Source organism: Aestuariivivens insulae (assembly GCF_022662195.1).
In the GTDB taxonomy this organism is placed as follows: domain Bacteria; phylum Bacteroidota; class Bacteroidia; order Flavobacteriales; family Flavobacteriaceae; genus Aestuariivivens; species Aestuariivivens insulae.
The window spans coordinates 15,179-27,735 of record NZ_JAKMCS010000016.1 but is presented as its reverse complement, the minus strand read 5'-3'; the positions used below and the strand labels follow the sequence as shown (position 1 = coordinate 27,735).

At 35.7% G+C, this 12,557-nt stretch carries 14 protein-coding genes; 6 read left to right on the top strand and 8 right to left on the bottom strand.

Annotation, left to right across the window (positions count from 1 at the left end; genetic code table 11):
• Positions 1-306 precede the first annotated feature (306 nt).
• The 6 genes from MR062_RS15445 (at position 307) to MR062_RS15420 (ending at position 5,519) form a co-directional block, all read left to right on the top strand.
• Positions 307-537: a hypothetical protein gene (locus MR062_RS15445; RefSeq protein ID WP_242205900.1), complete on the top strand. Its 231-nt coding sequence runs from the start codon at positions 307-309 to the stop codon at positions 535-537.
• 17 nt (positions 538-554) lie between these two features.
• On the top strand, positions 555-842 hold the full coding sequence (locus MR062_RS15440; protein WP_242205898.1) for a riboflavin synthase subunit beta: 288 nt from the start codon (positions 555-557) through the stop codon (positions 840-842).
• A 3-nt stretch (positions 843-845) separates the two neighbouring features.
• Positions 846-2,699 (top strand): DNA mismatch repair endonuclease MutL, encoded by a 1,854-nt coding sequence (gene mutL, locus MR062_RS15435; RefSeq protein WP_242205896.1) that lies wholly within the window; start codon positions 846-848, stop codon positions 2,697-2,699.
• A 3-nt stretch (positions 2,700-2,702) separates the two neighbouring features.
• Positions 2,703-3,527, top strand: a complete 825-nt coding sequence (locus MR062_RS15430; RefSeq protein ID WP_242205892.1) for a rhomboid family intramembrane serine protease — start codon at positions 2,703-2,705, stop codon at positions 3,525-3,527.
• The gene (locus MR062_RS15425; protein WP_242205890.1) at positions 3,524-4,390 is read left to right on the top strand and encodes a rhomboid family intramembrane serine protease; all 867 of its coding nucleotides are present in this window, start codon (positions 3,524-3,526) and stop codon (positions 4,388-4,390) included. Before MR062_RS15430 ends, MR062_RS15425 begins: the two co-directional genes overlap by 4 nt.
• A 109-nt stretch (positions 4,391-4,499) precedes the next feature.
• Positions 4,500-5,519, top strand: coding sequence for an endonuclease/exonuclease/phosphatase family protein (locus tag MR062_RS15420; RefSeq protein ID WP_242205888.1), 1,020 nt, complete (start codon positions 4,500-4,502; stop codon positions 5,517-5,519).
• A 12-nt stretch (positions 5,520-5,531) separates the two neighbouring features.
• On the opposite strand, the gene MR062_RS15415 is transcribed toward MR062_RS15420, so the two are convergent.
• From MR062_RS15415 to MR062_RS15380, 8 genes are all read right to left on the bottom strand, one after another.
• Positions 5,532-5,897: a response regulator gene (locus MR062_RS15415; RefSeq protein WP_242205886.1), complete on the bottom strand. Its 366-nt coding sequence runs from the start codon at positions 5,895-5,897 to the stop codon at positions 5,532-5,534.
• Positions 5,881-7,374, bottom strand: a complete 1,494-nt coding sequence (locus MR062_RS15410; protein WP_242205884.1) for a sensor histidine kinase — start codon at positions 7,372-7,374, stop codon at positions 5,881-5,883. Before MR062_RS15410 ends, MR062_RS15415 begins: the two co-directional genes overlap by 17 nt.
• 130 nt (positions 7,375-7,504) lie before the next feature.
• A complete protein-coding gene (locus MR062_RS15405; protein WP_242205882.1) occupies positions 7,505-7,813 on the bottom strand; it encodes a DUF6122 family protein in 309 nt (102 codons plus the stop codon).
• Complete coding sequence (locus MR062_RS15400; RefSeq protein WP_242205880.1) at positions 7,813-8,436, bottom strand: WbqC family protein; 624 nt, start codon at positions 8,434-8,436, stop codon at positions 7,813-7,815. Before MR062_RS15400 ends, MR062_RS15405 begins: the two co-directional genes overlap by 1 nt.
• A gap of 113 nt (positions 8,437-8,549) precedes the next feature.
• A complete protein-coding gene (lepB, locus tag MR062_RS15395; RefSeq protein ID WP_242205878.1) occupies positions 8,550-10,127 on the bottom strand; it encodes a signal peptidase I in 1,578 nt (525 codons plus the stop codon).
• Positions 10,128-10,337: 210 nt separating this feature from the next.
• Positions 10,338-11,039: a 4-hydroxy-tetrahydrodipicolinate reductase gene (gene dapB, locus MR062_RS15390; protein ID WP_242205876.1), complete on the bottom strand. Its 702-nt coding sequence runs from the start codon at positions 11,037-11,039 to the stop codon at positions 10,338-10,340.
• A gap of 2 nt (positions 11,040-11,041) precedes the next feature.
• Positions 11,042-11,656, bottom strand: a complete 615-nt coding sequence (locus MR062_RS15385; protein WP_242205874.1) for a DUF5683 domain-containing protein — start codon at positions 11,654-11,656, stop codon at positions 11,042-11,044.
• Complete coding sequence (locus tag MR062_RS15380; RefSeq protein WP_242205872.1) at positions 11,646-12,557, bottom strand: ParB/RepB/Spo0J family partition protein; 912 nt, start codon at positions 12,555-12,557, stop codon at positions 11,646-11,648. The genes MR062_RS15385 and MR062_RS15380 overlap by 11 nt, the downstream gene beginning before the upstream one ends.

Below are 12,557 nucleotides of genomic sequence, written 5' to 3'. Positions count from 1 at the left end.
CTTGAATCCTTTGTGGGATATTTTAAAAAAGCTGCCGCTCCTATCACTTTTGCAGGGTTTAGTCTCGATGATAGAAACTAATGGCCAATAATTAAGGGGGCTTTCTTTACAAGTAGTAGTAGATTCTTTTCGAATAAACGAATTAAATAAACGTCAACTCCAATAAGTCTTCCCGCTTCCAGCTTCAGGCTTCGAGCTTCCAACTCCCAAATGTAATTCTTAATAAGTTTCCATTATCTTATAACTTTAAACTTTTAACTTCAAACTTAAGTTTGTATTTTTGAGGGATAAGCATTATTATATACTTTGTTTAAGCAACGCAAGCATAAAACCTTTAGTTACAAGCCTAGATTTGCAAAAAATGATGAGGACGAATCCAATATGGAGTCTTCCAAAAACACCAATTTTAGTTCTAAATGGCGGGAAGCCCAATCTGGTAAACGTAAATTTAAAGGAGGTATGAAGCTTAGTACCTTAATTATTATTTTGGTACTATTATTGCTTTGTATGTATTTGTTAGAGCAAAAATACATGTAACCAAAAACTTAGAGATTATGGGACTTTTAAAATTGCGTAAGAATAAAAAGTATAGTTATACACCTCGCTTTTATGACAATAAGGGAGAGGGAAGTCCTTTTGAGATGAAGCATAAGTTCGATGCATACAGGAAGACCGTAGGCAGTAACTCTGGGTTAAAATCAAAGTTTGTTAATGCTATAGACGATTTAAAAAACAATCCAGATCGAGAGGCTAACAGGCGCATTTTAATTATTATAGGTATATTAATTTTAGTGTTTCTTGTTATTATAGATTTCGATTTATCTATTTTCTTTTCAAAATAATTCATGGCAGATATTATTCAGCTATTGCCCGATCATGTCGCTAACCAAATAGCCGCAGGAGAAGTAGTGCAACGACCAGCTTCAGTAGTTAAGGAGCTTTTAGAGAATGCTATAGATGCTGGAGCATCAACCATAAAACTTATTGTTAAGGATGCCGGTAAAACCCTTATTCAAGTTATAGATAACGGTAAGGGGATGAGTACTACCGATGCACGTTTAAGTTTCGAGCGCCACGCTACATCAAAAATAAAAACAGCCGATGATTTGTTTCATTTGCATACCAAAGGCTTTCGTGGGGAAGCATTGGCCAGTATTGCTGCCATTGCCCATGTAGAGCTAAAAACCAAGCAAGAGCAAGATGAGGTAGGTACCAACCTAACCATAGAAGGCAGCCGTGTGGACTCCCAGGAGGTGGTTGTAACACCTAACGGCACTTCCGTTTCGGTGAAAAATTTATTTTTTAACATTCCGGCGAGGCGTAATTTTTTAAAGTCCAATGCCGTAGAATTGCGTCATATTATCGACGAATTCCACAGGGTAGCCTTAGCCCATCCCACCATTCATTTTTCTTTTTACAATAATGGGAGCGAATCTTTTAACCTTCCCGTTAGTAACTATAGGCAGCGTATTGTAAACATTTTTGGGAGCAAGACTAATGAAAGGTTGGTGCCTGTTGAGGAAGAGACCGAAGTCCTAAAGATATCTGGATTTGTTGGGAAACCGGAGTTTGCTAAAAAAACAAGGGGCGAGCAGTATTTTTTCGTTAATGATCGCTTTATAAAAAGTGCCTATTTAAACCATGCCATATTATCGGCTTTTGAAGGGTTGATAAAAAGCGGTACACACCCCAGTTATTTTTTAAACTTAACTGTAGATCCACAAACCATAGATATTAATATTCATCCAACTAAAACAGAGATTAAGTTTGATGACGAGCATACCCTGTATGCAATTTTACGTTCTGCTGTAAAGCATAGTCTGGGACAGTTCAATATTGCACCCGTTATAGACTTTGAAAGGGATTCTAATTTGGATACGCCTTATAATTATTCTAAAACAACGGTAGAACCTCCTAAGATTGAAGTCGATAGGGACTTTAATCCATTTCAAGAGCAAAAAGTATCCAATAAATCGGCTACAACAACGTTTAAAAAGCAATCTTCAGCCAATTGGGATGGTTTGTATGTAGGGCTGCAATCTGAAGACACATCTACTCCTAGTGATTTTAGTGAGGTAGCGTTTGAAACAGAAGAGTCCGTTAGCTCTTTATTTGAAGTTGAAACACAGCACGAACAGGCAAGTACAACCTATCAGCTTCATAATAAATATATAATTAGTGCAATTAAATCTGGGATGTTGGTTATAGACCAGTACCGTGCACACCAACGTATACTGTACGAAGATTTTCTTCAAAATATAACAGTGAAGGAAGGCGTGAGTCAACAATTGCTGTTTGCTTTGGAGTTGCATTTTTCGGCGCAGGAAATAGAGATTATAAAACAGTTAAAAGACGATTTAGAACATACGGGATTTGTATTTTCTAATATTGAAGAAGAATCTGTAGAAATTACAGGAGTGCCCTTATGTGTGCCAGAAAGTGAGGTCTCCATTATTTTGGAACAGCTTATTAGCGATGTGCAGAACGAAGTGCCAGAGGCTAATTTTAGTGCTACCGATTTGTTGGCCAAGTCCATGGCTAAAAGTTTGGCCATAAAAACGGGACAAGCCTTAAAAAAGGATGAGCAAGAGCATATTGTGAATAAGCTTTTTGCTTGCAAAGAACCCAATGTTTCACCTACCAATAGGTTAACCTTTATAACGGTTGGAGTTGATGAATTGGATAAAAAATTTATATAGTTTATGATGCGGATTTCAGATACGGTAAAACACTTACTCATTATTAATGTCCTAATGTTTATTGGGACATTGACCATTGGAGGTGGAACTCTTTTTTATGATTGGTTTGCCATGCATTTTCCAAAAAATGAGGCTTTTCAACCATGGCAGATATTTACGCACATGTTTATGCATGGGGGGCCATCTCATATTTTGTTTAATATGTTTGCTCTATGGATGTTTGGTACTCCAGTAGAACATTTTTTAGGAGCAAAAAAGTTTTTATTTCTATACTTATCTGCCGGATTGGGAGCAGTGGCATTGCAGGTAGGGTATTATTATGTCGATTTTTACTCCGCATATCAAGGTATTGCAGATTTAGGAATGAGTAATGAGCTATTAAGGAAGATTGTGTCTATCGATGCTTCAGAAGGGCAGTTTATTAAAGGAGAATTGCTAAGTAGGCAAATGTTACCAATTTTAAATGAGTACGGTTTTAATGCAAACGCCATTACCGATGCTAATTTTAAAGCCTTGTTTGATATGAATGTTATCGCTAGAAGTACCATGGTAGGGGCTTCAGGCTGTTTAATGGGGGTTTTGGCTGCTTTTGGGCTTATGAATCCCAATGCAGAATTAATGCTTATATTTTTACCTATACCTATAAAAGCCAAGTATTTTATTCCTGGTATTATTATTTTAGATTTAATTTCGGGACTAACAGGGCAATCCTTTTTTAGTCCAAGTAATACCGCTTATATGGCTCACGTAGGTGGCGCCGTAACAGGTTTTTTAATTATGTGGTATTGGAAAAGGAGTCAATTCAAAAAAAACAGGTGGGATTTATGACGTCACTATCGCAGGATATAAAAGATAAATTAAAACGCCTAAATGTTCTAGAAAAGATAATTGCGATTAACGTTGTGGTTTTTCTTTTAGGCCTTTTGTTTAAATCGCTTTTAAGCTGGTTTGAGATGCCAAGCGATTTTAATGCGTTTATACTACAACCGTGGAGTGTGGTAACCTATGCTTTTGTGCACTACAACTTTTTGCATATCCTGTTCAATATGTTGTGGTTGTACATCATTGCCCAATGGGTTTTGAATTTATTTAGCCCCAAAATGGCCTTAAATATTTATTTCCTTGGTGCTATTTGTGGTGCCTTACTGTATTTATTGCTATATAATCTGTTTCCAGATGTTTTTGTGAACTCACGTTTGGTAGGGGCTTCGGCTTCGGTAAGGGCATTGCTTATCTTCTTATGTGCTTATATGCCCAATAAAGAATTTCGGTTTTTCACGGTTAGTATTAAGCTATGGTATATAGGTCTAGCTATTGTTATATTGGATGTGCTTGGTGTTATTTCTGGAATTAAGGATCCGGTTTATGGTAATTCTGGAGGGAACATTGCCCATCTTGGCGGTGCCTTATTAGGGTATTTTTATGCAAAACAATTAACCAAAGGAACAGATATAGGCAAGGGTTTTGAAAAATTTATGGACCGTATAGCTAACGTGTTTAAGGCTTCTAAGCGAAAACCTCTAAAGACAGTCCATAAGAATAAAAGCAAGGTAGAAGGGTACCCCAAATCAGATTTTAAGGAATTTAATAAACAGAAACAGATAGACCTTATTCTAGATAAAATTAGTAAAAGTGGCTATGATAGCTTAACAGCCGAAGAGAAGGAGTTTTTGTTTAGATCGGGGAAATGATAATAGGCAGTCGCAGTTTCAGTAGGCAAACAGTGGTTAAGATACAGCCATATCATAGCATATTGAAGCCCTAAAAACAATTAGCACAAAAACCAATAACTATTAAAGATTGAAGAAGTTGCGTTTTTTTGATAAGATAATCTATTTAGTTAATGCTATATTGGCAACGCTACTTTTATTGTCCTATCTATTGTCCCTGTTGCCGCCAAAGACATTCTCTATTTTGGCTGTACTTAATTTAGGCGCCCCTTTTTTAATTTTGGCTAATGCCCTGTTTTTTTTGTATTGGCTGGTAAAAGTAAAAAGGCAATTGCTTTTATCGTTAGTCGTTCTGCTTATAGGATATTTGTTTTATGGTTCGTTGTACCGATTTTCGTCTTCTAAATATACTGAGGGCGACAATAATCTAAAGGTAATGAACTATAATGTTAGGCTGTTTAACCTTTACGATTGGATTCCAGAAAAAGGGATCGAAACCAAAATCGTTGATTTTATAAAAGAACAATCTCCAGACATTTTAAGTTTGCAGGAATACCATCCACATAAAAATGTAGACCTTTCTTTTTTTAAATACAAATACGAAAAACTTTCCGGAAAAAAGGTAAAGAACGGACAGGCCATTTATTCCCAGTTTCCAATAATCAATAGCGGGTCTGTTGAGTTTCCAAATACCAGTAACAATGCCATTTATGCCGATATTGTAAAGGGAGCGGATACCCTGCGTGTTTATAACATTCATTTAGAATCATTGCATATCGATACCAATGTTGAAAGCCTTAAAAAGGAAGATTCCGAACGTTTGTTTAAAAGGGTAAGTAAGACGTTTAAAATGCAACAATTTCAAACCGAACTGTTTTTAATGCACAAAAAACAATGCCGTTATAAAATGATTGTTTGTGGCGATTTTAATAACACGGCGTATTCCTATGTGTATCGAAACATTAAAGGCGATTTAAACGATACTTTTAAAGAAGCAGGAAAAGGCTTTGGTAGAACTTACAATTTTAAGTTTTTCCCTGTACGGATTGATTATATTTTCTCTGATGAAGCTTTTACTGTTAATGGGTTTAAGACCTATAACGAACATTATTCTGATCATTATCCTATTATGGCCTCGTTAAGTTTATAAAAACAACGGAGTTTAACGTACTTTTTCAATAACAGATTCCAACTCTATTCTATTAAAAGGCTTTTTAAAGTAATTGACTATTAATCCGGTATTGAGCGCATCTGTAATTTCGTTGGTAATTTCAAAACCTGTTAAAATACAGAAGGGTTTGTCTGGAAACATATCCTTGGCTTTGTTTATAAATTCCAAACCATTCATAATGGGCATTTTCATGTCACTTATCACAATATCAATATCAGTATTGTTTTTAAGCGATTTAATGCCTTCAACACCATTTTCGGCTATTACAACATCAAACTTCTTACTAAAAACAATATCAAAAAGCTTAAGGTTTATATGGTCGTCATCTACATATAATACTTTAATTCTTTTGGTCATAGTTAAGCTTTTTTAAAGGTAATATTACTGAAATTTTAGAGCCCTTGCCTTCTTCTGATTCGATTGTTAATTGCCCTTTGTGTTTTTTTACTATAGTATCAGAAATAGCCATACCTAAACCAGTACCTTCACCAGGAGGTTTTGTTGTAAAGAAAGGATCTTTTATCTGGTGTAAGTGGCTTTTTTTAATACCAATACCGTTGTCACTTATTTCAATACGAATTGATTGTTCGTTGTCTTTTTGCGTTGTTATGGTTATTTGCCCTTTGTCTCCAATAGCGTAAAGGGCATTAGATAAGATATTTAAAAAAACTTGGTGAAGTTTGCCTACATTCCCTTTAACTTTTATGGGTGTTTTATAGTACAACTTATTTATTATAACGGCATCATTCATTTGGTGTTGTAGCATAAGCAGGCAATTGTCTATGGTGTCATGTATGTCACAGTCTTCATCGAAATTGCTGTTGTCTCTACTAAACTGATTGAGTCCGTGTACAATATTAGAAACCTTGTTTATTCCTTCCTTTATGTTAGTTAAAGACATACTCGTCATTTCCTGATCTTTGCTACCATGTTCTTCAAAATAAATATTAAGAACTTCATAGGCTCCCATAATATAGTTAAGTGGGTTATTTATTTCATGACCCATTCCAGCAGTTAACGTACCTAATGCGGCCATTTTTTCTACCTGTATTAATTTAGTTTGTGTGTTTTTTAGATTTTGTAAAGTTTGTTCTGTTTTTATATTTGAAACCCTGAGCTCTACTAATTGATTAATGATTTTTTTTCTCATAACTAAAATAGCATAAAAGGAAAGTACCGAACTGCTAATTATTAGCGCAATGATAGCAAAAACTAAGTGCACATTAATGTCTTTTAGGTCTTCTATTTTTGTAAGAAAGCGATTGTTTATCATGCTACGGAATGATGCAATTGGTCGCATGATGTTTGCTTTATCTTGATGGTATTTTTCGTTATAAAGAATGTTTTTTGCCAATATGGGGTTTGGAGATCCTTTTACGGTAAACTTGCTTAAGGAGTCTAGATAAATACCTTTCATGGCATTGAAAGCTGTTTTCTCTGTCCAAACAAGTGCGTTTGAATTATCTTCGGCTTCAACTAACTTTTGATATTCATTTTTGGTTATTCCCAATTTCGATAAGCTATCCCGTAAAGCAATTAACCTACCATTGCTTCTTGCTTTTTTTCCGTTCCTAACATTTAAAATGTCCCAGTATTTTTGTTCCCAAGACGCATCTCCAGTTATAACATAGTTTCTGCAAAACTTGGTTAGTTCCTCTGAGCTTTCTTTTAATTCCGATCCTAAGACATATAGGGTATGGTGTGTGTTTTCAAGATCTCTAAGAGAGGTTGCATTACGTAGTAAACACAAGGAAAGTATTCCAATGGCAATAAGTATTATAACTATATAGACAAAGAATACATTATGCCTTTTTTTATGTAAAGTAGGTTTCATTGGTTGGGGCTGGGGTTGGTTGTAATTTTTGTTGACTGTTTAACCAATCAACAAAAACTAAAATAAACAAAAAATTCAATTTTCAAGATGTATAAAAGATTTTCTTTGTCTAAACTATTTTTATGAAAGGTTATCTTAATAAACAATCCACTACATCAGAAAAAATATGAATGACCAATCCAAGGGCTACCAGTCGTGATTTCTTTGGGACTAAGAGAAATAGGTAGAACGTTATGGCAAAAGAGGAGTGTAAGGGGTGAAAGCCAATACTACATCTGTTGGGATCGAAAATGGGAGTTGCCAATAAATGGTCCAAATCGATGGCAAAAGCAGCTAGCATTGTTATAAAGGCTATTTTCCAGTTGCGTTTGTAAAATACCAAAGCAATAGCCAAAGGCAACAGGATGTGGCAGCCATAATGTGTAAGGTGTTGTATCATTAGGCTATTTTTAATTTTTGGGACTCTAAATAGTTTATAGCGTTAGGTCCTTCATTAAACAGTAAATCCAAAATGCTTAAGTTCGAAATAAATCCATGTTTATTGCCAAATACTTGTGTGTAGGGGGTAAAATTTTGTGGCGTTTCTTTTTTTACATGAACCAAAGGTCTATAATCCAATATGCCATCAACAGTTTTTTGATAAACTTCAGTTTTGGTGAAGTTGTTTTCCATCTGTAAACACGCACATACAGTTTCCAGACAAGACAAATTAAAATCTAGTATGGAGTCAAACGGTTGCTTAAATAGCGGTGCCAGTTCATCTTCATAATATTCAAAAAAAGGCGAAGTCCTGTAAGCAGATAATAAGGATTTCCAGTGAATACTCTGCCATTGCTCCTTATTGAAAATTTTAACGTCCCTATATTTTTGCCTGTTTTTTTGTGAATGGATCACGGGGATGTTTAGTCCTAATTTGCCATTGGCACTATAAATATAGGTACGGTTCCTATAGGTTTGCTTTACAAAATTATCATCCATTTCCAGAATAACCTCCCGTGCCTTCACTATGGCTACAAAATGAGCTATGGAAGGAAAATATGTAGGGTGGATGATGATGTTCATTGTTTCTGTCATTCCTGCGAAGGCAGGAATCCAAATATTATGTTGTATTAAGAGTCTATTAAAATTCCAGCTTTCACTTCGATAAGCTCAGTGAAACACGCAGGAATGACAAACTAGCTATTTGCTTTCTTACGTTTTCTTAATTTGTTAAAGCCAATTAAGCCAAATAATACCACTAAAAATGGAATAAAATAAGATGTTGCTTCACCTTTACCATGCACTGTAGTAAAGAAGCGTTCCCAGCGCGGGTTTTTAAAGCCATCCCAGCTCATCCATATAAATACGGGTTTGCCAACCACATGGTCAAACGGTACAAAGCCCCAAGATCTGGCATCGATAGAATTATGGCGGTTGTCACCCATCATCCAATAATAATTCTGTTTAAAGGTATAGGTATTGGCCACTTCACCATTAATTAGAATTTGGTTGCCTTTTACTTGCAGTGTGTTGTCTTCATATTCGGTAATAACACGTTTGTATAGCGGTAAAACTTCTAAATTGATGTCTATGGTTTTGCCTTTTTCAGGAATATATAAGGGGCCAAAAAAGTCAATATTCCAATTGTAATCTGGGTGATGTGGAAATATGTTTGAATCCCTAACGCCTTTTTCCGCTTTAATGGGAGTAATGCTTGCCACATTGGGATGGTTTTTAAACTTAGCCAAGGCAGCATCAGAAATGGCAGAAAACCTATAGGTGTTTTGGTTATTGGCAATGTAAAAATAATCGGTAATATCGTAACGCTCCTTTAAGAATTGAGGGTTAAACTGATTAGTCTTTGGTTGTACATAATAGCTAAACTGTAATTGTGCTCTGTCTGGTAATTCATTTTGTTTTCCATTAATAAAAACATAACCATCACGGATTTCTAAAGAATCCCCAGGTAGACCAACACAACGTTTTACCAAATTGGTCTTTTTGTCGATGGGCTTGTAATAATTTCTATCGGGATGGAAGTTGTTCATATCCAATAGCGTATCTGCAGGCTGATTGAACACGACAATTTCATTACGTTTAATGTTTTCAAACCCTGGAAGCCTTAAATAAGGGAGCTGTAGCTTATTTTTCCAGGAATTACTTCCTTTATGATCATCAAACAAATACGATTTTGTTTTTAACTTAGGGATGGTATCATGTACCATAGGAGCAGCCACAGTAGTCATTGGTACTCTGGCGCCGTAGTGAAACTTGCTAACAAATAAAAAGTCGCCTACCAAAAGTGATTTTTCCAACGACGACGAAGGAATGGTAAAGGGCTGCATAAAATAGGTGTGTACAATAGTAGCTGCTACAATGGCAAACAAAATAGAACTTGTCCATTCACCAGAGCCCGATTTAGGTTGTATGCTCCGGTTTTCAACATATTTTACATCGGCAACATAGTTTAGGTAGTAGTTGTAAAACCCTAAGGTAACAACGGCCAAAAACGTATCTTGGTAAGAGTTTTTGCCAAAACTTCTAGCGGTCTCCACCCAAACCACGATAAGCATGATGAGGTTGACAATAGGAAGGAACATTAAAATAACCCACCACCAAGGCCGGTTAATTATTTTCATTAAAACGATGCCGTTATAAACAGGAACGAATGCTTCCCATGCTTTTCTACCTGCTTTTGTATATAATTTCCAAGTGCCTAAACCATGTATAATTTGGATAGCCAATAGGAATATAAACCATTGTGTTAGCGTCATAATTTTATATTATTGTTTATTGTCGTATGACAATGGGTTTAAAATGTTCAAATTTGCAGTATTTCTAGGTGAAATAAAAATCCCTGTTCGTTGATCTGCTTCTTTTTAACAAAGATTTACCATTATTAATTAACAGTGAAAAATTAATAATGAAGAATTTGCGAGGAATTTAAAAAGGACAAATATTCACTTTTAATTATCATTTTTTCACTAAATCCCCAATACATCTTTCATACTAAAAACGCCAGTTTTGTCTGCCAACCATTCTGCAGCGATAACGGCACCTAAGGCAAAGCCTTGACGGTTATGTGCAATATGTTCTATGGTAATGGTGTCTACTTCACTTTCGTATGTTATGCTATGGGTACCAGGAACATCCTCAATGCGTTTAGAGACAATAGGAATGGTATTATCTCCCGATTCATTTAATTTCCAAGCATCAACCTGGTCATGGTTGCTAATAATATCATTGGCAAGGGAGATGGCTGTACCACTGGGCGCATCTAACTTTTGTGTGTGGTGGATTTCTTCCATGCTCACATTGTACTGCTTGAGGGAACTCATCATTTTGGCCAAGTTTTTATTCAGCTCAAAAAAGATATTCACACCCAAACTATAGTTGGAGGCATAGATAAAAGCACCGTTTTTTTCTTTACACAGGGCAACAGCATTATCATAATTTTCTAACCAGCCAGTAGTTCCAGAAACAACAGGTACATTGTTGTTAATGCAATGCGAAATATTGTTAAAGGCTACATTGGGGATACTAAAGTCTATCGCCACATCGGCCTTGGTAATATCGTAGTCTCTATCATCCTTATCAACCGTTAGGACAATGTTATGCCCTCTTTTAATAGCTATTTGCTCTATGGTCTGTCCCATTTTTCCGTATCCTAATAAAGCAATATTCATATCTAAAATTTTAAATTTAAAGTTAAACCAAGATTGCCGGTGGCATCTATTTCATTTATTTTATAATGCGGTGACAAAGATAGGTTTTCATCTACATTGTATTGCAATAAATGTGCATCTACATTGGCATCAATAATATTAAGGGCATATATTCCAATAGTTACTAAAAGGGATAGTTCTTTATTTCTTCGGTAGAACTTTTGGGCACGTCTTAAGCCATCGTCTGTAATTCGAGGTGTAGTTAATTGGGTTCCATCTGGGCCGAAATAAAACTCATCATTTTTAAAACCAGCTAACCTACTTTTGTAAGCATCTCTATACCTGTTGTATTCCTTGTTGTTATTGATATAGAAATAAATACCCGTACCCAGAGCACCATATACGATGGGTATTTTCCAGTATTTTTTGTTGTAGGCTTGTCCAAGACCGGGTAATACCGCCGATAAAAAAGCTGCCTTAGCTGGGGATAACGGATTTATTTCTTCCCTAAATTCAATGGCTTCTTCGTTTATGATTTCTGGAACATCGTCTTGTTTTTGGTTATCGCTATCTTGTGCAGCTATCGAAAAACAAAACAGTAACGCACATGCAAAGGCTGTTATAAGCTTATTTGGCACCTTGAACTAGTTTTTTAATACGGTTAAAATCTTCTTCGGAATGGAACGGAATTGTAATTTTCCCTTTTCCATTTTTAGAAACTTTAACGTCTATTTTGTGTCCAAAGTATTCAGAAAAGGCAGTAATCCCTTTTTTGATGTATTTTGGAACTTCCTCATCTGTAGTTTTTTTGGCGCTTGATTTTGGCTCTTGTGCCGTACCATAGTTACGTACTAATTCTTCGGTTTCCCTTACCGATAATTTATTGGAAAGTATGTTTTCGTAGATATCTAACTGTGCCGTTTGATCCTCAATAGTAATTAATGCCCGACCATGACCCATGCTAATAAATCCATCTCGCATACCAGTTTGGATAATTGGGTCCAATTTCAATAAACGTAAATAGTTGGCAATAGTAGAACGCTTTTTACCAACACGTTCGCTCATTTGCTCTTGGGTTAAATTGATCTCGTCTATTAAACGCTGGTAAGACAACGCAATTTCAATAGGATCTAAATCTTGGCGTTGGATGTTTTCAACCAAGGCCATTTCTAACGACTCTTGATCGTTAGCAATCCTAATGTAGGCAGGAATAGTTTCCAGCCCAATTAATTTAGAGGCTCTAAAGCGGCGTTCACCAGAAACTAACTGGTATTTATTAAAATCCAGCTTTCTAACCGTAATGGGCTGTATAATACCCAATTCCTTTATGGAAGAGGCTAATTCTTTTATGGACTCTTCACTAAAATTGGTTCTAGGCTGAAATGGGTTAACCTCAATAAAATCGATATCCAATTCAACAATATTGCCTATAACCTTATCGGCATTTTTATCTTGAACCGATTGAATGTCGTTTTCCGGATCTTTTAAAAGAGCCGACAACCCTCTACCTAAAGCCTGTTTTTTAGTTGCTTTGGCCAT